The organism is Streptomyces sp. NPDC001381, assembly GCF_042895685.1.
Classification (GTDB): domain Bacteria; phylum Actinomycetota; class Actinomycetes; order Streptomycetales; family Streptomycetaceae; genus Streptomyces.
In genome coordinates, this window is the sequence record NZ_JBIAWO010000017.1 from 42,369 (window position 1) to 63,259 (window position 20,891).

The window sequence follows — 20,891 nt, forward strand, 5'->3', positions numbered from 1 at the left end:
CCCTGTCGCGCTACGCGCGTTGACCTTAGGCTGCGCCGGACGGGGCCACCTACTTCAGCCGATCCACAGGGGGGCGCATGCCAGCCACATCCCAGCCGGAACCGAGTCGCAGACGCCGTACGTACCGTCTGCTCGCGGCCGCCGCGACGCTCGCCACCGCGGGCGCGATGGCGGCCGCGCTCCCGGCGGACGCCCACGACTCCCAGCACGGCAAGCCGCTGCCGAGCCGCTACCAGGACGTGCAGCTGCTGTCCTTCAACGACCTGCACGGCAACCTGGAGCCCCCGTCCGGTTCCTCCGGGCGGGTCACCGAACTGCAGGCGGACGGTACGACGAAGACGGTCGACGCCGGTGGTGTCGAGTACCTCGCGACCCATCTGCGCGAGGCGCGCAAGGGCAACGTGTACTCCATCACCGCGGCCGGCGGCGACATGGTCGGCGCCTCCCCGCTGATCTCGGGCCTGTTCCACGACGAGCCCACCATCGAGGCGCTGAACAAGCTGGACCTGGACGTCACGTCCGTCGGCAACCACGAGTTCGACGAGGGCGCCAAGGAACTGTCCCGTCTCCAGTACGGCGGCTGCCACCCGACGGCCGGCTGCTACACGGACGAGGAGTTCGAGGGCGCCGACTTCCCGTACCTGGCGGCCAACGTCCTCGACGAGAAGACCGGCAGGCCGATCCTGAAGCCGTACTGGGTCTGGAAGAAGAAGGACGTCAAGATCGGCTTCATCGGGGTGACGCTGGAGGACACCCCGGGCGTCGTCTCCGCCGAGGGCGTCAAGGGCCTGAAGTTCAAGGACGAGGTCGAGACGATCAACAAGTACGCCAAGGTGCTGCAGCGCCAGGGCGTGCGGTCGATCGTGGCGCTGATCCACGAGGGCGGCCAGCCCGCCTCGGGCGCGTACAACTACAACTGCGACTCCCCGGGCGCCGGTGACGGCATCTCAGGCCCGATCGTCGACATCGCGAAGAACATCACCCCGTCGGTCGACGCGCTGGTCACCGGCCACACGCACGCCGCGTACGTCTGCACGATCCCCGACCCGGCGGGCAAGCCGCGCATGGTCACCTCGGCCGCGTCCTTCGGACGTCTCTACACGGACACCACGCTGACGTACGACCGCTTCACCGGCGACATCGCGCGTACGGCGGTGAAGTCGGCGAACCACGTGGTCACCCGGACCGTCGCCAAGGCGCCCGACATGACCGAGCTGATCGGCAGGTGGAACACCCTCGCCGCCCCCATCGGCAACCGCGCCATCGGCTACATCTCGGCCGACATCCCCAGCACGGGCACCGAGTCCCCGATGGGTGACCTCATCGCGGACGCGCAGCTCGCGTACGGCAAGGGGCTCGACCCCGAGACCGACCTCGCGCTGATGAACCCGGGCGGCGTCCGGGCCGGCCTCACCTACGCGGCCAAGGGCACCGAGGGCGACGGTGTGGTGACGTACGCCGAGGGCTTCACCGTGCAGCCGTTCTCCAACACCGTGAACCTGCAGGACTTCACCGGCGCCCAGCTGATCCAGGTGCTCAAGGAGCAGGTCAGCGGGACGAACGCGAGCTCCCCGAAGATCCTCCAGCCGTCCGCCAACCTCACGTACACCCTGGACCTGACGAAGACCGGCGCCGACCGGGTCGTCACGGACTCCATCAAGGTGAACGGCACGGCCGTCGACCCGGCCGCCACCTACCGCATCGCGACGAACAGCTTCCTCGCGGGCGGCGGCGACGGCTTCACCACCCTGGGCCAGGGCACAGGCGACCTCGTCGGCACCGACGACCTCACCGCCCTGGAGCAGTACCTGACGGCCAACTCCTCGGCCGCCGACCCGATCGCCCCGCCGGTGGCGAACCGGATCACGATCGTCAAGTAGTTCACGACTCCCTCCGCAGCGAGGCCGCCGCGTCACCGACGCGGCGGCCTCGTCGCATTTAAATCCTGTGTGAGATCGCGTTTGGTTCCCGAGTCCGCCTGAAAACTCGTCTCAGCCGTAATTCATCGAGGTCTCAGCGGAATTGGCTTTCTCTTCGCCTGGCGTCCCGTAATGTTTTCCGTGTCGAAAGCAAACAGAGCGAACGGAGAACATGATGAGCTTCCACAAGATCGCCCCCGTCAAGAAGACCCGTCAGTCCGCCCCGAAGCCGGTGGCCAAGAAGAAGGTCACCCCGAAGGCCGCTCCCAAGCGCCGCCCGGTGTCCCATAAGAACTGACATGCAATTCACAGAAGCACATAACTGGCAGCCGTAAAAGGAAAGGCAATTCACATGAGCTTCCACAAGATCGCACCCGTCGCCAAGAAGACCGGCAAGCCCGCCCCGAAGCCGGTCGCCAAGAAGAAGCCGGCGCCGAAGGCAGCCCCGAAGCGCCGCCCGGTCGCGCACCAGGGCTGACGGAACGCCACGAGGCGGGGTCACCGGCATGAGCGTTCTCGTGCCGGCGGCCCCGCCTCGGCCATGTCCCGCGCCCGCCCCGCACCCCTACTGGAAGGGAGCCGTCGACGATGAGGGAAGCCCGTGAGGCCTTCCGCCGCTTCTGGCCGCTGACCCGCGGCGACCGCAGGTGGATGCTGGTGATCGTGGCCTGCGTGGTCGTCTCCGCGCTCGCCGAGACCGCCGCCATCCTGCTGTTCGCCGAACTCACCGACAACGCCCTGAAGGCCGGCTCGCTCTCCGCCTTCTGGGGCCCGGCCGGCGCCTGGCTGGCAGTGGCCGCGCTCGGCGCCCTCGTCGGCTATCTGGGCAACTCACTGGCGACCTGGACGGCGGAACGATTCGTCCTGCGCCTGCGCGCGAGGACGTTCGCCCATGTCCAGGACCTGCCACCGCACTTCTTCCAGAAGCACCGCCGCGGCGACCTGGTGGAGCGGCTGACGGGAGACGTCGAGGCGATCGAGCAGCTGGTCGTGTCCGGGGTGGTGGGCACGGTCTCCGCGGCCTTCTCCGCCGTCTTCTACGCGGCCGCCGCCCTGTACCTGCGCTGGGACCTGGCCCTGGCCACCTTCCTCCTCGCCCCCCTGTTCCTCCTGGCCGCCCGCCGCTTCTCCGGCCGCATCAGGCAGGCCTCGCAGGACGAACGGGTCGCGGACGGCGCGATCACCTCGGTGGTGGAGGAGTCCCTGGGCAACGTGGTCCTGACCCAGGCGTACAACCGGCGCGCCGACGAGGAGCGGCGCCTCGACCGCGAGGCGCGGGCCTGGATGCGGGCGAGCGTGCACGGGGCGCGGCTCGGCGAGATGTACGAGCAGTTCGTCGAGGTCGTGGAGACCCTCTGCGTCCTCTCGGTGATCGGCCTCGGCGTCTGGGAGATCTCGGCCGGCCGCATGACCCTCGGCACCCTCCTCGCCTTCGCCGCCTTCATCGGCTACCTCTACCCCCCGGTCCGCAGCCTCGGCCAGCTCGGACTGACGGTCACCGCGGCGACGGCGGGCGCCGACCGCATCGCCGAGATCCTCGACGCGCAGCCGGCCGTGCGGGACCCCGCGGAGCCGGTCCCGACCTGGCCGGTCCACGGCTGGATCAGCTTCCACGACGTCACCTTCACCTACCCGGACACCCCCCGCCCCGCCCTCCGGAACGTCACCTTCGCCGCCGGCCCCGGCGAACTGGTCCTGGTCACGGGCCCGAGCGGAGCCGGCAAGTCCACTCTCGCCAAGCTCCTCACCCGCTTCTACGACCCCGAGGCGGGCGCGGTCTGCCTGGACGGCGTCCCCCTCACGGACGTACCCCTGGAGTTCGCCCGGGAGAACATCGCGCTCCTGCCGCAGCAGACCCTCGTCCTCAACGGCACGATCCGCGAGAACATCGCGTGCGGCCGCCCCGGCGCGACGGACCGGGAGATCGAGCAGGCGGCCCGGGCCGCCGCCGCCCACGACTTCATCGCCGCCCTTCCCGACGGCTACGCCACCCCCGTCGCCCCCGGCACCGCCGCCCTCTCCGGCGGCCAGCTCCAGCGCGTCGCCATCGCCCGCGCCATGCTCCGCGCGGCCCCGGTCCTCGTCCTCGACGAACCCACCGCCGGCCTCGACTCCGTGGCGGCCCGTCAGATCGTGCAGCCGCTGCGCCGCCTGATGGCAGGCCGGACCACGATCATGATCACCCACGACCTCAGCCTCGCGCCCGACGCCGACCGCGTCCTCGTCGTGGACGGGGGCCGCCTGATCGACGCCGGCACGCACGACGAGCTGATCGCCCGCTGCCCGGCCTACGCCCGGCTGGCCGAGCCCTGGCCGGGCTCCCCCGCCGTCCGCCACCCGGCGGAGGACACCCTCGTGCTGAGGCTGTAGCCGTCCGCGCCGCCTACCCCGCCCGCAGCATGTACCCGAGGCCGCGCACCGTCTGGATGAGCCGTGGCCGGCCGCCGGTCTCCGTCTTCCGGCGGAGGTACATGACGTAGACGTCGAGGGTGTTGGAGGCGGGTTCGAAGTCGAAGCCCCAGACGTCGTGCAGGATCTGGGCGCGGCTGAGGACCTTGGCGGGGTGGCGCAGGAGGTACTCCAGGAGGGAGTACTCGGTGCGGGTGAGGCCGAGGGGGAGGCCCGCCCGGGTGACCGCGCGGGTGGCGAGGTCCATGGTGAGGTCGTGGAAGGTGAGGAGCCCGGGCGCGGCGGGCCGAGGGGGCGGGGGCGCGCGGCGGGTGGCACGGCGCAGGAGGGCGCGGACCCGGGCCAGGAGTTCCTCGCCGGCGAAGGGTTTCATCAGGTAGTCGTCCGCGCCGTTGTCCAGGGCGACGATGCGGTCGCCCACGGCGTCCCGGCCGGTGATCATCAGGATCGGCACGGTGCTGCCGGAGGCCCGGATGCGGCGGGTCGCGGCCAGACCGTCGAGGCCGGGCATGGTGACGTCCATCAGGACGAGGTCGGGTGCGCCGCCGGGGGCGGTGACCAGGTCGAGGGCGAGCCGTCCGTCGCCGGCGAGGACGGTCTCGTATCCCTCGAACCTGAGCAGTCTGCCGATGCCTTCCCGGACGTCCGCGTCGTCGTCGGCGAGCAGGATCCTGCCCGCCGTGTTCGTCGTCGTGCCCCCCGCCGATGGATTGACCATTCCTTCACGGTGCGGCGGAGGGCTGTGGCCGAGCTGGCAATGGGGTGTGGCTGGGCTGGGATCAGGACGCCGAGGGGGTCCAGCCGCCCAGCCAGTCCGCCACCTCCTGGTCGGCGGCCTGGGCGGCGGTCAGCTGGGGGCGGTCGCCGCTCGCGCCGCCCGCGCCCGCGCCGGTGTTCTGGTACTCGGCGAAGCGGTCGTCCTTCCAGGAGAAGCCGCTCATGTCGGTCCATGGCGTGGTCTTGACCGCGGCGCTCAGGCTGGTGTTGCGGACGGTGGTCTGCGGGTCGAGGCTCGCGTCACCGCCGGCGTGCCAGGGGCGGCCCAGGTAGAAGCTGCGGTCGGACACGTCCCCGTTCACCGTCGAGTTGGCGATCAGGATGCCCTTCCGGCCGGCGGCCGTGCTGGGGGCCGTGACGTAGCCGGCCGAGGTGCCGTTCCAGCGCTTCTTCAGCGTGATGACGGACTTGTCGATGACGGCGGTCGCGCGGCCGAAGACGAAGTCGACGTTGCCGATCACGTAGGAGTTGCTCATGTAGACCCGGCCGAGCTTGTCCTTGGCGGCGGTGTCCACCAGCAGGGTGTCCTGGTCGCCGCTGACGATCACACCGTCGAGGAACACCTTGTCGGCGGCGGTGCGCAGGGCGACGGCCTGTTGGCTGATGTCCTGGTGCGCGGCCTCGTCGAAGTCGTTGGAGATCGTCAGGTTACGGGCCTGGAAGTCGTCGGCCTCGACCGCGACGGTGGCGCTGCCGCCGGTGCCGTACGTGCCCGAACCGTCGGGCTTCCGGGTGCCCGCCGCGTTGTTGTAGACGATCACCGTGTCCTTGCGGCTGCCGCCGGTGCCCTGGATGGTGACGTGCGGCTTGTCGGACGGCACCTTGACCAGTTCCCGGTAGGTGCCCGGCTTCACCGCGATCACCACACGGGAGGGGTTGTTCACCGGTACGGCGTTCACGGCGGCCTGCACGGTCGAGTACTGGCCGCTGCCGTCCTTGGCGACGGTGAGCGTGGTGGCGGCGGCCGCCTTCGCGGTGGCGGTCGTCGTCGTGCCGAGGGAAGCGCGCGGCCCGGCGCCGGACTTGAGGAGCGAGGGGACGTCGGCCGTCCTGTCCAGGGTGTACGCGTAGTACTTCTCCGGGTCCCAGGCCGCGCCCGGACCGCCGCTCTCGTTCTTGCCCGTCGTCCCGGAGAACACGTTGCCGCGCTGGACGAGGGTGGCGGTGGTGTCGCGGACGACGGGGTTGGCCAGGCCCTGGAAGTAGGAGTTCTCCAGGACCATGTTGGTCCTGCCGCGCGCGTAGTTGCCGTACGACGACTTGATCTCGGTGCCCGCTACGTCCTCCAGGAAGTTGTTGTAGAGGTGCGCGTGGGCGACGTTGTCCGTGGAGGGGTTGCGCTGTTCGGTCTCGCGGATCCAGTTGTGGTGGACGGTCAGGTCCGCGGTGACGTTGTCGGTCCAGCCGATGCCGAAGGCCTTGTTCTCCTGGCTGAGCTTGTTCCAGGAGACCGTCAGGTAGGTGGTGTCCTTGCGGCTGTCGATGAGGCCGTCGGCCATGTGCCGGATGTCGTTGTGGTCGATCCAGACGTGGTGGGCGCCGTCCATCTGGATGCCGTCGTAGTCGTGTTCCTTGTCGTTCCAGACCCCCTGGTACGCGTCCCGGATGGTGAGGTTCCGGATGATCACGTTGTGGACGCCCTGGCCGAGGAAGAAGCCGCCGCCGACGATCTGCCCGGACGTACCGGAGCCGATGATCGTCTTGTCCGACTGGACCTTGATCTCTTTTCCGACCGGGTCCATGGTGATCGTCGCGGCGACGACGATGACGTACGGCTCGGACGCGGTCGCGTACTTCTCCAGATCGGCGAGCGTCTTCACGGTGACGGTCTGGCCGCCCCGGCCGCCGTACGTCCCGTTCTGGCCCAGGGCGTCGACGGAGGCGAAGCCGTCGGCGGTGGCGGTGGCCCAGGCGGGGGCGGCGGTCGCGGCCGACGCCTGGTGCTGCGCGTCGGCACCGAAGAGGCCGAGGTCCGTGCCGTAGGCGAGGGTGCCGGCGGCCGTCAGGGCGAGGGGGATGCCTGCGGCGAGTGCGGTCCGGCGCCTGCGGTGCCGGGGTCGGGGTGTGCGGCGGGCGTCGCTCATGCTCGGGGTTCCGTTCCGTGGAGGGGACCACCCGTGGGGGGTGCGGGTCGCGGGGTGGTCGCCACCGGCGGCGGAAAGGTTGCCCGGCTTACGGAATTCGGGACGGGCGGAGGACGGCCCCGCCCGGGTCACGGCGTCTCCGGTGCCTCCGGGGCCTCCGGGGGAGGCGTCGGCGCGCCCGGCAGGCGGACGGTCGCCACCGTGCCGCCGCCCTGGGCGCGGGCCAGGGTGACGTCGCCGCCGGCCTGTTCGACCGTGCGGGCGACGATGGAGAGGCCGAGACCGGAGCCGGGGAGGGCGCGGGCGCTGGGGGAGCGCCAGAAGCGGTCGAAGACGTGCGGGAGTTCGTCCTCGGGGATGCCGGGGCCGTGGTCGCGGACGGTCAGGGTGCCACCGGTCAGCTGCACGTCGATCGTGCCGCCGTCGGGGCTGAACTTCACCGCGTTGTCCAGGATGTTGACCACCGCGCGCTCCAGCGCGGCGGGCTCCGCCCGCGTGAACCAGGGCTCCAGGTGCGCGTTGATCGTCAGCTCGGGACCGCGCAGCCGGGCCCGGCGCAGGGCCGCCTCGACCGTGTCCTCCAGGGACACCACCTGGACGCGTTCCCCGCGCTGGCCCTCCGAGCGGGACAGCTCCTGGAGGTCGCCGATGAGCGAGGCCAGCTCCGTCATCTGCGCCTTCACCGAGGCCAGCAGCGCCTTGCGGTCGGCGGCGGGGATCGGGCGGCCCGTCTCCTCGCTGCGGGTGAGGAGTTCGATGTTGGTGCGGAGGGAGGTGAGGGGGGTGCGGAGTTCGTGCCCGGCGTCCGCGATCAGCTGCTGCTGGAGCTCGCGGGAGTTGGCGAGGGAGGCGGTCATCGAGTTGAAGGAGCGGGAGAGACGGGCGATCTCGTCCTCGGCGTCGTCCTCGACGGGGATGCGGATCCCCAGGTCCTCGGTCCGTGCGACGTGCTCGACCGCCTCGGTGAGCTCGTCGACGGGGCGCAGGCCGGCCCGGGCCACGGCGAGACCGGCGGCGCCGGCGCCGAGGACACCCACGCCTGAGACGAGCAGGAGGATCAGAGCCAGTTCGTTGAGGGTGGCCTGGGTGCTCTTCAGCGACACGGCGATCATGAGCGCGGTGTCATTGACGATGTACTGCCCGTCAGCGCCATCGACGATGAGCGGCATGGTCAGCACGCGCACCGGGTTGCCGTCCTTGTCGACGCCGTTGCGGAAGACCTTCTCCTGCTGCTTCTCGGCCACGTTCTTGTCGCTGCCGGTGACCTTCACCAGCGCAGTGGAGGAGCCGTAGAGACAGGACTTGCCGTTCGACTGGACGAGCTGGGAGTACCCCTTGAAACGCGGGCCGCCGATCGGGAACGCGTCGGACGGGGACTGCGCACACGTGTCGAGCGCCGCGGCCACGAGCTGCGCCGGCTGCGCGCGAGAACTGCCCTGCTCAAGGTCGTTGTTCAGCTCTTCGTACAGCTTCCCCTGCACGATGAACCAGCAAGTCACCGAAACCGCCGCCACCGCGAACGCCACAGCGGCAGCGACCAGCATCGACAGCCGCGCCCGAATCGGAAGCGTCCGGAAGCGCCGTACCAGCTTCTTCACTCCGCCCCACCCTGTCGCAACACGTATCCCACACCCCGCACCGTGTGCACGAGGCGCGGTTCGCCGCCCGCCTCGGTCTTGCGGCGGAGGTACATCACGTAGACGTCGAGGGAGTTGGAGGACGGCTCGAAGTCGAAGCCCCAGACCGCCTTGAGGATCTGCTCTCGGGTGAGGACCTGGCGCGGGTGCGCCATGAACATCTCCAGGAGGGTGAACTCCGTGCGGGTCAGTTCGACCGGGCGCCCGCCCCGCGTGACCTCGCGCGTCGCGAGGTCCATGCGCAGGTCGGCGAAGGTGAGGGCCTCGTCCTCCTCGGCCGCCGCCGCGCCGGCCGCCGCCGCGTAGGAGCTGCGGCGCAGCAGGGCGCGTACGCGGGCGAAGAGCTCGTCCAGTTCGAACGGCTTGACCAGGTAGTCGTCGGCGCCCGCGTCGAGGCCGGTGACGCGGTCGCCGACGGTGTCGCGCGCCGTGAGCATCAGGATCGGGGTGGTGTCGCCGGCCCCGCGGATCCGGCGGGCGGCGGTGAGGCCGTCCATGCGCGGCATCTGGATGTCGAGGACGACCAGGTCGGGGCGGTAGGCCGTCGCCTTCTCCAGGGCGTCGGCGCCGTCGACGGCGACCTCCGTGTCGTAGCCCTCGAAGGCGAGGCTGCGCTGGAGTGCTTCGCGCACCGCCGGCTCGTCGTCGACGATCAGGATGCGCTGGGTGTCACGGTCGCCTTCGGCGGGGCTCATGGGCGTGGATCCTCGGGTGCGGTGGGAAGGGCGGGAGACGGGGACCTGCTGAACGGATTCAGCCTCGCATGTCTCCCGGCTGGCGCGTAGAGAGGAGAGCGGCGTGAGATCAGCCGCGCATCGCCGTGAGGCGGTTCAGCGGCACCTTGCGGCGGTGCGGGCGGGCGGCGGTGGTGCGCAGGCCCATCATCTCGGGGGCCGCGGCCACCTCCGGGGCCCGCACCGCCGGCTGCCGCACCGGGGTGTGCAGCTCGTACGCCACGTCGAGGGCCAGGGCGAGGTCGGCCGCGCCGACGCCGGTCACCGTGTGCGAAACCTGCTTGATCATGACGTACTCCCTGAGTGACGAGGAAAGGTCGTTCAGTTGTCGGATCCGCCGGCCCGCAGGCTCGACAGGTCGGACTTGACGGTGTTGACCGGGATGGCGAAGCCGAGGCCGACGCTGCCGGCGTCCGTGGAGGAGGACGAGGAGGCGGAGTACATCGCGGAGTTGATGCCGATGATGTTGCCGCTCGCGTCGATGAGCGCGCCGCCGGAGTTGCCCGGGTTGAGGGACGCGTCCGTCTGGATCGCCTTGTAGGTCGTGGTCGACGAGCCCGTGTCGCCGTTGAACTGCTGGCCGCCGAACTCGAACGGCCAGCCGCCGTCGCCCTGCTGCTGTTGCTGCTGGCTCTCGTCGGTGGACACGGTCACGTCCCGGTTGAGCGCGGAGACGATGCCGCTGGTCACGGTGCCGGTCAGGCCCTCGGGGGAGCCGATCGCCACGACCTCGTCACCGACCTGGACGCCGTCGGAGTCGCCGAGGGCCGCCGCCTTCAGGCCGGAGGCGTTCTCCAGCTTGATCAGCGCGAGGTCCTTCTTGCTGTCGGTGCCGACGACCTTCGCGGTGTACGACGTGCCGTCGCTGGTCGTCACCTTGATCGAGGAGGCGCCGGAGATGACGTGGTTGTTGGTGATGATCTCGCCGTCGCCGGTGATGATCACGCCGGAGCCGGTGGACGACCCGTTGCCGAGGGTGGCGTTGATCTCGACGACGCTCGGGCTGACCGCGGCGGCTATCGAGGCGACGTCCCCGGTCTTGCTGGAGGGCACCACGCTGGTCGTGCCGGACGAGGAGACCACCGTGTCCTTGCCGGTCAGCTCCTGGATGCCGTACGCCGTGCCGCCTCCGATGGCGGCGGCGACGATCGCCACGGCGGCGAGCAGGGCCAGGGGGCCCCGGGTGCGCTTCTTCCCGGCGCCCGCCGGAGCGCCGGGGGCGGGCTCGGCCGCCACGGGGGTGAGGAGAGCGGTTCCGCCGCCGTTGCCGTCCCCGCCCGCGGAGGCCTGCGCCTGCGTCTGCCACACCGCGGTGGGCTCGACCACCGGCTGGTGCACCGGCTGCTGGTGGACCGGCTGCTGGTGCAGGGGCTGCTGCACCGGCTCGTACGCCGGCGGGGGCGGCCACTCCGGGCTGACGGGGGAGGAAGCGTGCTGCTGGGCGCCCTGGTAAGGGGTGTCGAAGTTCTCGTACTCGCCGCTGCGGCGGATGCTCTCGGTCATGGAAAGAAGCTTGTCCCGCGACCATGAGAGGTCCCTGAGTGCTCCCTGAGAAGGCCGCCAGAACCTCGTTCGCCCGAAATAAAGACGCATCCGGCGGTAGGGCGGTGCCTCTCAGAAAGCCTTCATACGGTCAGGGGCAGCCGCAGGAGCGACGCACCACCAGCCGCGACGGGAACTGCTTCAGCCGCTCCCGCCGGGCCCCCGCGACCCGCACCCCGTCGTCCAGGACCAGGTCCACCGCCGCCCGCGCCATCGCCGACCGGTCCGATGCGATCGTTGTCATGGGCGGATCAGCGAGGGCCGCTTCCTTGATGTCGTCGAAGCCGATGACGGCCAGCTCGCCCGGTACGTCGATGCGCAGCTCGCGGGCCGCGCGCAGCAGGCCGATCGCCTGGTCGTCGGTGGAGCAGAAGATCGCGGGCGGGCGGTCCGGGCCCGACAGCAGCTCCAGGGCGACGCGGTAGGCGTCGTAGCGGTTGTACGGCGCCTCGAAGAGGCGGCCCTCGGTGCTGATGCCGGCCTCGTCCATGGCCTGCCGCCAGCCCTCGACGTGGTCGGAGACGGGGTCGCCGACGGAGGGCGTCTCGGCGGTGCCGCCCATACAGGCGACATAGGCGCAGCCGTGCTCCAGGAGATGCTGTACGGCGAGCCGGGCGCCGCCCAGGTCGTCGGTGACGACGGCGACGTCGTCGATGGCCTCGGGCCGCTCGTGCAGCAGCACCACCCGGGCGTCCCAGGCCTCGATCTCGGCGGCGGCCAGGTCGTTCAGCGCGTGGCTGACGAGGATGAGGCCGGAGACCCGCATGCCGAGGAACGCCCGCAGATAGTGGACCTCGCGCTCGGCGACGTAGTCGGTGTTGCCGACGAGGACCATCTTGCCGCGCTCGGACGCGGCCTGCTCGACCGCGTGGGCCATCTCGCCGAAGAAGGGCTGGCGGGCGTCCGGGATGATCAGACCTATGAGGTCCGTGCGCCGGGACGCCATCGCCTGGGCGACCCGGTCGGGCCGGTACCCCAGCTCCTTGATCGCGGCGAGGACACGCTCGCGCGTGGCCGGGGCGACCGGCCGGGGTCCGTTGTTGATGACGTAGCTGACGACGGCGGTGGAGGTTCCCGCCAGCCGTGCCACATCGTCCCGAGTCACCTTGGCCACGCGCGGAGTCTACGCGGATGGACCCGCCCTGGGCAGGGCGTACGTCACCTTCCCTGTGCGGAAGCAACGCCTCCGCCGAGCGGATCCGGCCGGTACCGGCGGGTAACCGAGGGGTACCCGCGAGTACTACGCCTCCGCCGGGACCTCTTCGGCACCCAGGGGTGCCGCGTTGTCCGACTCGTCCGGCTTTGACCGCTCGGCCTTGGCCTTCGCGTCCTCGCCGCCCCGGTCCGCCTTCTCGGGGGTAACGAATCGATAACCGACGTTCCGGACGGTCCCGATCAGCGACTCGTGCTCCGGGCCGAGCTTGGCGCGCAGACGCCGTACGTGCACGTCGACGGTACGGGTGCCGCCGAAGTAGTCGTAGCCCCAGACCTCCTGCAGGAGCTGTGCGCGCGTGAACACCCGTCCCGGATGCTGGGCCAGGTACTTCAGCAGCTCGAACTCCTTGAAGGTGAGGTCGAGGACCCGGCCCTTCAGTTTCGCGCTGTACGTCGCCTCGTCGACCGACAGGTCACCGTTGCGGATCTCCATCGGGGAGTCGTCGGCGACGATCTGCTGCCGGCCCATGGCCAGACGGAGACGGGCCTCCACCTCGGCGGGGCCCGCCGTGTCCAGCAGGACGTCGTCGATGCCCCAGTCGGCGGTGACGGCGGCGAGACCGCCCTCCGTGACGACGAGGATGAGCGGACAGCCGGGGCCGGTGGAGCGCAGCAGCTGACACAGGCTGCGGACTTGCGGAAGGTCACGGCGGCCGTCGATCAGGATGACGTCGGCGCCGGGTGTGTCGACGAGGGCGGGGCCCTCCGCCGGTGCCACGCGCACGTTGTGCAGCAACAGGCCGAGGGCCGGAAGCACCTCTGTCGACGGCTGGAGGGCATTGGTCAGGAGCAGCAGAGAACTCATACGTCTGGTTCCTCCTCGGTCCCTGCGAGGACGTTTGCGGCACTGCGGCACTGCACTGCACGACTGCACAGCGGTCTGCGGTCTGCTCTGCGATCCCGAAGGCCCCGTACACCCGCGGTCACCAGGAGTTTCCCGCTTCGTATACAACGCTTCCGAAAGCACAAAAGGACCCGGGGGCTACGCTGCCCGAGTCCTCTGCCCAGCAGAATAGCCCACATGAGCAACAGTCGGGCAGGTCATGTGGGGCCTTCCACCGTTCGTCCGAACTGCGAGACGGGCACCCGCACACCATTGCGGACGTTTCTGCCCACCGCCGACGGGATTTCCATCGATTCCGTATACGACCCGGGTGCGGTCGTATACAATGGTTCGCCGCCATCCACCGTTCACCCCGTGTTCGTGATCGCGCACGGGTTCACGGGCGACGTCGACCGCCCGCACGTGCGCCGGGTGGCGGACGCGTTCGCCCGGCACGGGGCGGTCGTCACGTTCTCCTTCCGGGGGCACGGGCGCTCCGGCGGGCGGTCGACGGTCGGCGACCGGGAGGTCCTGGACCTGGACGCGGCCATGCGGTGGGCGCGGTCGCTCGGGCACACGCGCGTGGTGACGGTCGGCTTCTCGATGGGCGGCTCGGTCGTGCTCCGGCACGCGGCCCTCCACCGGGGCGTGGACGCCGTGGTGTCCGTGAGCGCGCCCGCCCGCTGGTACTACCGGGGCACCGCCCCCATGCGCCGGCTGCACTGGCTGATCACCCGCCCCGAGGGCCGGCTGGTCGGCCGCTACGGCTTCCGCACCCGCATCCACCACCGCGACTGGGATCCCGTACCGCTCTCCCCGACGGAGGCGGTGCCGAGGATCGCGCCCACTCCGCTGCTCATCGTGCACGGGGACCGTGACGGCTACTTCCCCCTCGACCACCCCCGGATGCTCGCCGCGGCCGCCGGCGACCACGGCGAACTCTGGCTGGAACCCGGCATGGGCCACGCCGAGCAGGCGGCCGGCGACGGCCTCCTGGCCCGGATCGGGGACTGGGCGGCCGCGCGGGCGGGCTAGCCTGAACCCTGTTGACGAACCGAACACGAACCGATCCGAAAAGGAATGCGATGCCAAAGGTCACGGTGCGCTACTGGGCGGCCGCCAAGGCCGCGGCCGGGGTCGCCGAGGAGCCGTTCGACGCGGACACCCTCGCCGGCGCCCTCGACGCCGCGCGTGCGCGACACCCCGGCGAACTCGTGCGTGTCCTGCGGCGATGCTCGTTCCTGGTGGACGGTGACCCCGTGGGCACCCGTGAACATGAGACGGTACGGCTGGCCGACGGCGGCACGGTCGAGGTGCTCCCGCCGTTCGCAGGAGGGTGAGGATGAGCGACCAGCAGCCGTATCAGCAATATCCGGGGTACGACCAGCAGGGCTGGCCCGGGCAGCAGCAGGGGTACGACGACCCGCAGGCGCACCTCCAGTACACCCAGCAGTGGCAGGGCCAGACCTGGGAGACCAGCGTCCAGCCGCCGGTCGGTGCGGCCGATCCGGCCGAGACCTCGTATCTGCCGCCCCAGGGAGCCGACGGCGGGTATCCGCAGCCGGGGTACGACGCGGGGCACGGCGTGGGGCACGGCGCGGGGTACGGCGCGGGGTACGGCGGCGGATACGCGGCACCCGGTGCGGCCGCGCCCGCCGCGCCCGCGGCGGACCCCGCCCACACGGCGCCCGGTGCTGCCGGCCCCGCCCACCCGTCCCGCCCCAGCGGGACGACTGCCCAGGGCGAGGGCGAGGGCGCGGGCGGGAGCGGAGTCGGGTACGGACCCGCCACGCTGGCCGGCAACGCCCGGGTCACCGATGCCCAGCGGGCCCGTATGGAAGGGCGCTCGCCGATCATCGAGCCGGGGATCCAGCCCGCCGCGCTCACCGCGCTCCTCGGCCTGCTCCTGTCGGGTGCGGCGGCCGTCGGGTCGTACGCCCTGCTGGTCCCGCTCGTCGTCCTCCAGGCCGTGACGGCCGCGGGCTGGTTCCGGCTGAACGGCATGTGGCCGGCCCGGCAGGGCATCGCGCTCGCCTTCCTCGGCGCGCTGGTCTCGGACGTGGCGCTCCTCGTGGCCGGCCGTGAACACGCGCCCGCCGCGATCCTCGGCACCCTCGGCGTGTGGGTGCTGCTCTGCCTGGTGCTCCAGTTGCGCTCGCACGCCGACCCGGACGAGCGGATGTACGGCCTGATGGCGACCGTCGCCTCCTCGGCGCTGGCGATCCTCGCCACCGGTCACCTCGGCGCGGAGCCGGACGCCGTGTCCGTGGGCGCCGCGGCCGTCGCGGTGGCCGTCCTGGCCCGCGCGCTGCCGCTGCCGACGCCCGCCTCGGTCGTCGTGTCGCTGCTCGCCGCGGCGGGCGCGGGCATCGCGGTCGGCGGGATGACCGGGATGGGCGCGCGGGGCGCGCTGCTCGGCGCGGGCGCGGCGGTGTGCGCGCTGATCGGACACCGGGTCGCGAGCTACGACTACCCCTCCCGCTTCGTCCACTTCACGGCGGGCGTGGCCCTGCCGCTGGCGGCCGCCGCTCCGGCGGTGTACGTGCTGGGCCGGGCGCTGGGATAAGGGGCCGGACCGCCGCCGGACCGCCCCCGCCCGCCGCCCGGACGGGGGCCGGGGTCTGTCACAGCTGATCGACAATCGCCGGGCCGTCCCTCGCCCCAGGGTTACGGTGGGTCGTCAGCCATCGACAGGCCATCCGGGGGAGCAACGGCAATGCGCGCGCTTCGAATACTGCTGATCGTCGTGGTGATCCTGGGCGGTCTCTTCGTCCTCGCGGACCGTCTGGCGGTCAACTTCGCCGAGAACGAGGCCGCGGACAAGCTCAGGACCACCGAGGGCCTGGCCACCACCCCGGACGTGTCCATCAAGGGCTTTCCCTTCCTCACCCAGGTCGTCGGCGGCTCGCTGGACGACGTCGAGGTGGGCATCGCGGACTACGAGGCGGACACCGGCACCGACGGCGGGACCATCCGCATCGACGACCTCGAGGCCGACATGAAGGGCGTCGAGTTCTCCGGCGACTACAGCTCCGCCACCGCCACCACGGCCACCGGTACGGCGACCGTCGCCTACGACGAGCTGCTGAAGACCGCCAAGAACGAGGAGACCCGGCTCCCGCTGGGCGTCACCGCCAAGGTCGTCGGCCTCTCCGACGGCGGCAACGGCAAGATCAAGGTCGCGGTCAAGGTGAGCGTCCTGCAACAGCCCGTCCACGTCCTCAGCACCGTCACCGTCGACGGGGACACCGTCCGGGTGCACGCCGACTCGATCCCCAGTTTCGGCGGGGTCGAGGCCGCCGAGAACGAGGTGCGCTCCATCACCGACTTCGAGCAGAAGATCGAGGGCCTGCCGGGCGGCATCCAGCTCGCCGGGGTCCAGGCGGAGAAGAACGGCGTCGAGATCACGGTGAAGGGTTCGAACGTGCGGCTGGCCGGGTAGGACCCCCGGCGCCGGACGGACGGTGTCCGACAGGCGAGACACCTTCGTCCGTACCGCAGATGTGACGGCGGATACATGCGCCCGGAGCCCTTGCGGGGGCGGCCCGGGCGCCTCTTCGTCCCAGAATCCGGACGATCGCATCTCACTATGCGGCCCGTTGGTGACACGCCCGCCTGTCCGTCCCTACGATCGACCGCATGATGCAGCGACAGGCGGATCTCACGAAGCGGCGGGCAGTCGACCTGTGCCGCGTCGCCGCCATGCTCTGTCGCACCGTCTGAAGCGGAAGCGCCGCCGGCCTTCCGCGCCTCCCGGCGCCCTCGATCCGAGGGCATCCGTGCGCCGGCCGCCGGCGAGACCCGGCCGCGCACCCCTCATTTTTTCTTGCACACCCCCGCCGCAACTGCCCCGGAGGAGAACGAGCATGAGCCGCAGCGACGTCCTGGTCGACGCCGACTGGCTGCAGGACCACCTGGACGACGAGAACATCGCCGTCGTCGAGGTGGACGAGGACACCTCGGCCTACGAGAAGAACCACATCAAGAACGCGATCCGGATCGACTGGACCAAGGACCTCCAGGACCCGGTCCGCCGTGACTTCATCGACCAGGAGGGCTTCGAGAAGCTCCTGTCGGCGAAGGGCATCGCCAACGACACCCTGGTGATCCTCTACGGCGGCAACAACAACTGGTTCGCGTCCTACGCGTACTGGTACTTCAAGCTGTACGGCCACGAGAACGTCAAGCTCCTCGACGGCGGCCGCAAGAAGTGGGAGCTGGACGCCCGCGAGCTGGTCGACGGCAACGAGATCCCCGAGCGCCCCGCGACCGAGTACAAGGCCAAGCCGCAGGACACCTCCATCCGCGCCTTCCGTGACGACGTGGTGGCGGCCATCGGCTCGCAGAACCTGGTCGACGTCCGCTCGCCCGACGAGTTCAGCGGCAAGCTGCTCGCGCCGGCCCACCTTCCGCAGGAGCAGTCGCAGCGTCCGGGCCACGTCCCGAGCGCCCGCAACATCCCGTGGTCGAAGAACGCCAACGACGACGGCACCTTCAAGTCGGACGACGAGCTCAAGGAGCTCTACGCCGCGGAGAACGTCGACCTGGCCAAGGACACCATCGCCTACTGCCGTATCGGCGAGCGCTCGGCCCTGACCTGGTTCGTCCTGCACGAGCTGCTCGGTGTCGAGAACGTCAAGAACTACGACGGCTCCTGGACCGAGTACGGCTCCCTGGTCGGCGTGCCGATCGAGCTCGGCGCCAACAAGTAAGCCGCGGCGAAGCAGACCCCGAGAACCCATCCTCATCCCGACCGGCCTTCCTTCCGGTCAGACCCCTTCTGGAGAAAGACATGTGTGGAGCGAAGGCCGGCGGCCCGGACGCCTCGACGATCAAGCCCGGTGAGACCACGATCCAGGGCCAGGTGACCCGCGACGGCGAGCCGGTGACCGGGTACGTCCGGCTGCTGGACTCGACCGGCGAGTTCACCGCGGAGGTCCCCACCTCCGCCACCGGACAGTTCCGTTTCTACGCGGCCGAGGGCACGTGGACCGTCCGCGCCCTCGTCCCCGGCGGCACCGCCGACCGTACGGTCGTCGCGCAGAAGGGCGGCCTCGCGGAGGTCGCGATCGCGGTCTGAGGACCGACCGGCTCGGGCGGCTGTGACGGACGCCTTACGGCGGAGGGCCGTACCCCAGGGGTTCACCCCCAGGAGTACGGCCCTCCGCCGTTCCCGGACCTACGCTGGAGACATGTACGCACGCCGGCGTCACATCTACTTCGCCATGATGGGCACCTGCATCGGCCTGTTCGTCCTGGCCTGGGGAGTCGTGCGCATCTGGTCGGTGCCGGTGGCCGTCGGGATGTGCGTGGTCGCGATGGTGATCCCTCCGCTCGCCGCCATGGTCGCCAACCGCCGGGGCCCCGAGGACCGCTGGTGGGACGACCCGTCCGGCGACCCGAAGTCCGACGAGTGGTGGGACGAACTGGACGGCAAGAAGCGCCGTCAGTAGACGAGCGCCTGCGTCTCGTCCCCGAGTGCCTCCTGCACGAAGACCTGCGCGCCCGCGATCCGTACGCCCTCGATGACGTCCTTCTCCGTGATGTCCCGGCGGGCCGCGCACTGCGTGCACAGGGTGAGGCGGCCACCGGCCAGGACCGAGTCGAGCAGGTCGGGCAGCGGGGCGGCGTGCGGCAGCTCGAACTCGGCGGCCCGGCCCGGCAGCGCGAACCATGCGGACTCCCCGGTCAGCCACAGGGAGACGTCGACACCGCTGGCCACGGCCACCGCCGCGACCGTGAACGCCTGCGAACACCGCTCGGGGGCATCGGCCCCCGCGGTCACCTTGATCACGAGCTTCTTCGCCATGGCCGAATCGTAATCAACTCCGCTACAACTACTTGTGTTGACCATGGGTCTCCTGTGAAACGCGATACGGAAGGCGCGTTTCACGTTCTGAGGGGGACGTTGTGGGAGAACGCGTGGAGGGCGCCGCAGGGCTGCCCGACGCCGTGCCTGAGCAGCCGGATGCCGTGCCTGAGCAGCCTGAAGTCGTGCACGAGAAGCCGGAAGCCGTGCCTGTGCAGCAGCCGGAAGCCGTGCACGAGAAGCCGGATGCATCCGGACGCCGGCGGGGGCGTACCACCCTGCTGATCGCCGGTGCCGTCGTACTCGGCCTGGTGGCCGGCACCTGCACCGGCTACCTGGTCCAGGCCGACCGGGAACCGACGAAACTGCCCTCGCTCTCGCAGCCGGCGCTGCCGCAGGCGAAGGGCCCCGCCCCGGAGCCGCTGTCGGCGGCGCAGGACCGCCGGGTGAAGACCGAGGGCGATCTGCGCAAGCTGCTGCTGGCGAAGCCGAAGGGCGCGAAGGACGCCGACTGGCTGGGCGGCGACGGCTGGATGGACCTGGCCGCCTACGCCGACTCGTACGAGAAGCCGGAGGAGGTCTTCGGCGATCTCGTCGGCGACGAGTTCCGCCGCGCCGCCGTCACCGGCTGGGAAGAGGGCAGCACGTACACCGTGGAGCTGCGGCTGGTGCAGTTCCGGCAGGTGGAGACGGTCGCGGCCGCCGACTACTGCGACAACAACCAGTACTGGGCGGAGGACGAGGACTCCACCGACAGCTGGCCCGTCCCCGGCACCGGCACCGGCATGGCGTACGTCCACCACGAGCCCGAGACCGAGCCCGGCTACCTCCCGATGTACAGCGCGGAGGCCCACGCCTGGCGGGGTGACGTCGCCGTGGAGATCTGGGTCTACGGGAGCAGGGCGATCTCCAAGAAGAAGATCATGGACCTGGCCGAGCGGCAGATGGAGCGGCTGTGAGCGAGAAGGACAACGAGGCCGCCGTCGGGTCGGCCGGAGCGGTGGGACCCGTGGAGCCGATCGGCCCGCAGGAGCCCGCGCCGCCGGTCGGACCCGCCGACCCCGCCGACCCCGCCGTGCGGCGCAGGCGCCGGGGACGGGCCGCCGCCGTCGCGGGGTCCCTGGTCCTGGCCGGGGCCCTGGTCGCCGGGGTCGGCTTCACCGTCGTCACCGTGCGGGACGCCGACCGGGACGCCGGGGCGCCGGTCTGGACGTTCCCGAAGGAGACGCCGTTCGGGGACCAGCCGGAGGAGCTCGCGGCGAGCCGTACCGGACTGGCCGCGATGCTCGTCCCGTACGGGACCGAGGGCTTCACCCGGGGGCCGGACATCGGTGAGTTCGGTGCCGACGCCCAGCTCAGCGGGGAGCGGGCGGCGGCCCTGCGCAAGGAGGCGCTGAAGGACCTGCCCCGGTCCCAGCGCAAGCGCCTGGAGAAGCAGATCGACAGGCAGCGCATCAAGGGCATGGCGATGCGCAGCTATCTCAGCGAGGAGGGCAGCGCCCTCGATGTGAACGACGGGGTCTACACCGTCGGCATCGAGCTGTCCCAGATGGACAACAAGGCCGCGGTGCGCGACATCGCGACGTTTCAGGGCGAGTTCCTCGACGCCCTCGACATCTTCCGCAAGGGGCCGGCGATCGAGGGCCACAAGAACGCCAAGTGCTTCCTGCCGCCCAAGGACGACGAATCCGACCTCGAGGGCATGTTCTGCTCCGCGTACGTGGGCGAGGTCCTGGTCACCCTGACCGCTGAGGCCGTGAAGCCACTCGACACCAAGGGAGTCGCGATGCTGCTCCGCGAACAGCTCGACCGCATCGCGGAACCGGGGGAGGCGGTATGACCGACCAGCACGTGCCCGCAGATCTGACGAAGAAGGCGGAGGCCGTGGATCCGGTGGCGGACGGCGTCCCGCGGCCGGCCGCCCCGGTGTCCGAGGAGCAGG

At 70.9% G+C, this 20,891-nt stretch carries 23 protein-coding genes; 14 read left to right on the forward strand and 9 right to left on the reverse strand.

The window, feature by feature from the left end:
• The first annotated feature begins 77 nt into the window (after positions 1 to 77).
• The 4 genes from ACFY2L_RS37570 (at position 78) to ACFY2L_RS37585 (ending at position 4,289) form a co-directional block, all read left to right on the forward strand.
• Positions 78 to 1,880, forward strand: coding sequence for a bifunctional metallophosphatase/5'-nucleotidase (locus tag ACFY2L_RS37570; RefSeq protein ID WP_390824580.1), 1,803 nt, complete (start codon positions 78 to 80; stop codon positions 1,878 to 1,880).
• 211 nt (positions 1,881 to 2,091) lie between these two features.
• Entirely contained in the window at positions 2,092 to 2,217 is a 126-nt protein-coding gene (locus ACFY2L_RS37575; RefSeq protein WP_390824581.1) for a hypothetical protein, read from the forward strand.
• A 54-nt stretch (positions 2,218 to 2,271) separates the two neighbouring features.
• A complete protein-coding gene (locus ACFY2L_RS37580; RefSeq protein WP_390660568.1) occupies positions 2,272 to 2,397 on the forward strand; it encodes a hypothetical protein in 126 nt (41 codons plus the stop codon).
• Between the two features lie 110 nt (positions 2,398 to 2,507).
• Positions 2,508 to 4,289 carry an ABC transporter ATP-binding protein gene (locus ACFY2L_RS37585; protein ID WP_390824582.1) on the forward strand — a complete coding sequence of 594 codons (1,782 nt, stop codon included), beginning with the start codon at positions 2,508 to 2,510 and terminating at the stop codon, positions 4,287 to 4,289.
• A gap of 13 nt (positions 4,290 to 4,302) precedes the next feature.
• Here ACFY2L_RS37585 and ACFY2L_RS37590 read toward each other — a convergent pair whose 3' ends face one another.
• From ACFY2L_RS37590 to ACFY2L_RS37625, 8 genes are all read right to left on the reverse strand, one after another.
• Entirely contained in the window at positions 4,303 to 5,046 is a 744-nt protein-coding gene (locus tag ACFY2L_RS37590; RefSeq protein WP_390824583.1) for a response regulator transcription factor, read from the reverse strand.
• 61 nt (positions 5,047 to 5,107) lie between these two features.
• A complete protein-coding gene (locus tag ACFY2L_RS37595) occupies positions 5,108 to 7,189 on the reverse strand; it encodes a pectinesterase family protein (RefSeq protein ID WP_390660565.1) in 2,082 nt (693 codons plus the stop codon).
• Between the two features lie 128 nt (positions 7,190 to 7,317).
• A complete protein-coding gene (locus ACFY2L_RS37600; RefSeq protein WP_390824584.1) occupies positions 7,318 to 8,787 on the reverse strand; it encodes a sensor histidine kinase in 1,470 nt (489 codons plus the stop codon).
• Positions 8,784 to 9,521 (reverse strand): response regulator transcription factor, encoded by a 738-nt coding sequence (locus tag ACFY2L_RS37605; RefSeq protein WP_390660563.1) that lies wholly within the window; start codon positions 9,519 to 9,521, stop codon positions 8,784 to 8,786. The genes ACFY2L_RS37600 and ACFY2L_RS37605 overlap by 4 nt, the downstream gene beginning before the upstream one ends.
• Before the next feature lie 109 nt (positions 9,522 to 9,630).
• Positions 9,631 to 9,849, reverse strand: coding sequence for a hypothetical protein (locus tag ACFY2L_RS37610; RefSeq protein ID WP_390660562.1), 219 nt, complete (start codon positions 9,847 to 9,849; stop codon positions 9,631 to 9,633).
• 32 nt (positions 9,850 to 9,881) lie between these two features.
• Positions 9,882 to 11,063, reverse strand: coding sequence for a S1C family serine protease (locus ACFY2L_RS37615; protein WP_390824585.1), 1,182 nt, complete (start codon positions 11,061 to 11,063; stop codon positions 9,882 to 9,884).
• A 130-nt stretch (positions 11,064 to 11,193) separates the two neighbouring features.
• A complete protein-coding gene (locus ACFY2L_RS37620; RefSeq protein ID WP_390660560.1) occupies positions 11,194 to 12,216 on the reverse strand; it encodes a LacI family DNA-binding transcriptional regulator in 1,023 nt (340 codons plus the stop codon).
• 126 nt (positions 12,217 to 12,342) lie between these two features.
• Positions 12,343 to 13,122, reverse strand: a complete 780-nt coding sequence (locus ACFY2L_RS37625; protein WP_390824586.1) for a response regulator transcription factor — start codon at positions 13,120 to 13,122, stop codon at positions 12,343 to 12,345.
• A gap of 216 nt (positions 13,123 to 13,338) precedes the next feature.
• On the opposite strand from ACFY2L_RS37625, the gene ACFY2L_RS37630 reads away from it, so the two are divergent.
• From ACFY2L_RS37630 to ACFY2L_RS37665, 8 genes are all read left to right on the forward strand, one after another.
• Entirely contained in the window at positions 13,339 to 14,175 is an 837-nt protein-coding gene (locus tag ACFY2L_RS37630) for an alpha/beta hydrolase (protein WP_390824587.1), read from the forward strand.
• A 50-nt stretch (positions 14,176 to 14,225) separates the two neighbouring features.
• The gene (locus ACFY2L_RS37635; RefSeq protein WP_390660557.1) at positions 14,226 to 14,480 is read left to right on the forward strand and encodes a MoaD/ThiS family protein; all 255 of its coding nucleotides are present in this window, start codon (positions 14,226 to 14,228) and stop codon (positions 14,478 to 14,480) included.
• Positions 14,481 to 14,482: 2 nt separating this feature from the next.
• Positions 14,483 to 15,706: a hypothetical protein gene (locus ACFY2L_RS37640; protein ID WP_390824588.1), complete on the forward strand. Its 1,224-nt coding sequence runs from the start codon at positions 14,483 to 14,485 to the stop codon at positions 15,704 to 15,706.
• Between the two features lie 150 nt (positions 15,707 to 15,856).
• On the forward strand, positions 15,857 to 16,582 hold the full coding sequence (locus tag ACFY2L_RS37645; protein ID WP_390660555.1) for a DUF2993 domain-containing protein: 726 nt from the start codon (positions 15,857 to 15,859) through the stop codon (positions 16,580 to 16,582).
• A gap of 200 nt (positions 16,583 to 16,782) precedes the next feature.
• Positions 16,783 to 16,863 carry a putative leader peptide gene (locus ACFY2L_RS37650; RefSeq protein ID WP_359274367.1) on the forward strand — a complete coding sequence of 27 codons (81 nt, stop codon included), beginning with the start codon at positions 16,783 to 16,785 and terminating at the stop codon, positions 16,861 to 16,863.
• Between the two features lie 143 nt (positions 16,864 to 17,006).
• Positions 17,007 to 17,852: a sulfurtransferase gene (locus ACFY2L_RS37655; RefSeq protein WP_390660554.1), complete on the forward strand. Its 846-nt coding sequence runs from the start codon at positions 17,007 to 17,009 to the stop codon at positions 17,850 to 17,852.
• Between the two features lie 80 nt (positions 17,853 to 17,932).
• On the forward strand, positions 17,933 to 18,220 hold the full coding sequence (locus ACFY2L_RS37660) for a DUF1416 domain-containing protein (protein ID WP_009189358.1): 288 nt from the start codon (positions 17,933 to 17,935) through the stop codon (positions 18,218 to 18,220).
• A 112-nt stretch (positions 18,221 to 18,332) separates the two neighbouring features.
• Positions 18,333 to 18,593, forward strand: coding sequence for a DUF3099 domain-containing protein (locus ACFY2L_RS37665; protein WP_390660553.1), 261 nt, complete (start codon positions 18,333 to 18,335; stop codon positions 18,591 to 18,593).
• Here the strand turns inward: ACFY2L_RS37665 and ACFY2L_RS37670 are convergent.
• Positions 18,587 to 18,949: a DsrE family protein gene (locus ACFY2L_RS37670; RefSeq protein ID WP_390660552.1), complete on the reverse strand. Its 363-nt coding sequence runs from the start codon at positions 18,947 to 18,949 to the stop codon at positions 18,587 to 18,589. The two genes, ACFY2L_RS37665 and ACFY2L_RS37670, sit on opposite strands and share 7 nt — an antisense overlap.
• 206 nt (positions 18,950 to 19,155) lie before the next feature.
• On the opposite strand from ACFY2L_RS37670, the gene ACFY2L_RS37675 reads away from it, so the two are divergent.
• Both ACFY2L_RS37675 and ACFY2L_RS37680 read left to right on the forward strand, forming a co-directional pair.
• Positions 19,156 to 19,908, forward strand: a complete 753-nt coding sequence (locus ACFY2L_RS37675) for a hypothetical protein (RefSeq protein WP_390824589.1) — start codon at positions 19,156 to 19,158, stop codon at positions 19,906 to 19,908.
• Positions 19,905 to 20,789 carry a hypothetical protein gene (locus ACFY2L_RS37680; RefSeq protein ID WP_390824590.1) on the forward strand — a complete coding sequence of 295 codons (885 nt, stop codon included), beginning with the start codon at positions 19,905 to 19,907 and terminating at the stop codon, positions 20,787 to 20,789. Before ACFY2L_RS37675 ends, ACFY2L_RS37680 begins: the two co-directional genes overlap by 4 nt.
• The last annotated feature ends 102 nt before the right edge of the window (positions 20,790 to 20,891 follow it).

Bases quoted from the DNA above. Each gene is read 5' to 3' on its own strand.
- ACFY2L_RS37625 (WP_390824586.1), bottom strand. From the start codon at position 13,122: ATGAGTTCTCTGCTGCTCCTGACCAATGCCCTCCAGCCGTCGACAGAG.
- ACFY2L_RS37590 (WP_390824583.1), bottom strand. From the start codon at position 5,046: ATGGTCAATCCATCGGCGGGGGGCACGACGACGAACACGGCGGGCAGG.
- ACFY2L_RS37615 (WP_390824585.1), bottom strand. From the start codon at position 11,063: ATGACCGAGAGCATCCGCCGCAGCGGCGAGTACGAGAACTTCGACACC.
- ACFY2L_RS37660 (WP_009189358.1), top strand. From the start codon at position 17,933: ATGTGTGGAGCGAAGGCCGGCGGCCCGGACGCCTCGACGATCAAGCCC.
- ACFY2L_RS37670 (WP_390660552.1), bottom strand. From the start codon at position 18,949: ATGGCGAAGAAGCTCGTGATCAAGGTGACCGCGGGGGCCGATGCCCCC.
- ACFY2L_RS37635 (WP_390660557.1), top strand. From the start codon at position 14,226: ATGCCAAAGGTCACGGTGCGCTACTGGGCGGCCGCCAAGGCCGCGGCC.
- ACFY2L_RS37570 (WP_390824580.1), top strand. From the start codon at position 78: ATGCCAGCCACATCCCAGCCGGAACCGAGTCGCAGACGCCGTACGTAC.
- ACFY2L_RS37645 (WP_390660555.1), top strand. From the start codon at position 15,857: ATGCGCGCGCTTCGAATACTGCTGATCGTCGTGGTGATCCTGGGCGGT.
- ACFY2L_RS37595 (WP_390660565.1), bottom strand. From the start codon at position 7,189: ATGAGCGACGCCCGCCGCACACCCCGACCCCGGCACCGCAGGCGCCGG.
- ACFY2L_RS37585 (WP_390824582.1), top strand. From the start codon at position 2,508: ATGAGGGAAGCCCGTGAGGCCTTCCGCCGCTTCTGGCCGCTGACCCGC.
- ACFY2L_RS37610 (WP_390660562.1), bottom strand. From the start codon at position 9,849: ATGATCAAGCAGGTTTCGCACACGGTGACCGGCGTCGGCGCGGCCGAC.
- ACFY2L_RS37605 (WP_390660563.1), bottom strand. From the start codon at position 9,521: ATGAGCCCCGCCGAAGGCGACCGTGACACCCAGCGCATCCTGATCGTC.
- ACFY2L_RS37655 (WP_390660554.1), top strand. From the start codon at position 17,007: ATGAGCCGCAGCGACGTCCTGGTCGACGCCGACTGGCTGCAGGACCAC.
- ACFY2L_RS37650 (WP_359274367.1), top strand. From the start codon at position 16,783: ATGCAGCGACAGGCGGATCTCACGAAGCGGCGGGCAGTCGACCTGTGC.
- ACFY2L_RS37630 (WP_390824587.1), top strand. From the start codon at position 13,339: ATGAGCAACAGTCGGGCAGGTCATGTGGGGCCTTCCACCGTTCGTCCG.
- ACFY2L_RS37640 (WP_390824588.1), top strand. From the start codon at position 14,483: ATGAGCGACCAGCAGCCGTATCAGCAATATCCGGGGTACGACCAGCAG.
- ACFY2L_RS37665 (WP_390660553.1), top strand. From the start codon at position 18,333: ATGTACGCACGCCGGCGTCACATCTACTTCGCCATGATGGGCACCTGC.
- ACFY2L_RS37575 (WP_390824581.1), top strand. From the start codon at position 2,092: ATGATGAGCTTCCACAAGATCGCCCCCGTCAAGAAGACCCGTCAGTCC.
- ACFY2L_RS37580 (WP_390660568.1), top strand. From the start codon at position 2,272: ATGAGCTTCCACAAGATCGCACCCGTCGCCAAGAAGACCGGCAAGCCC.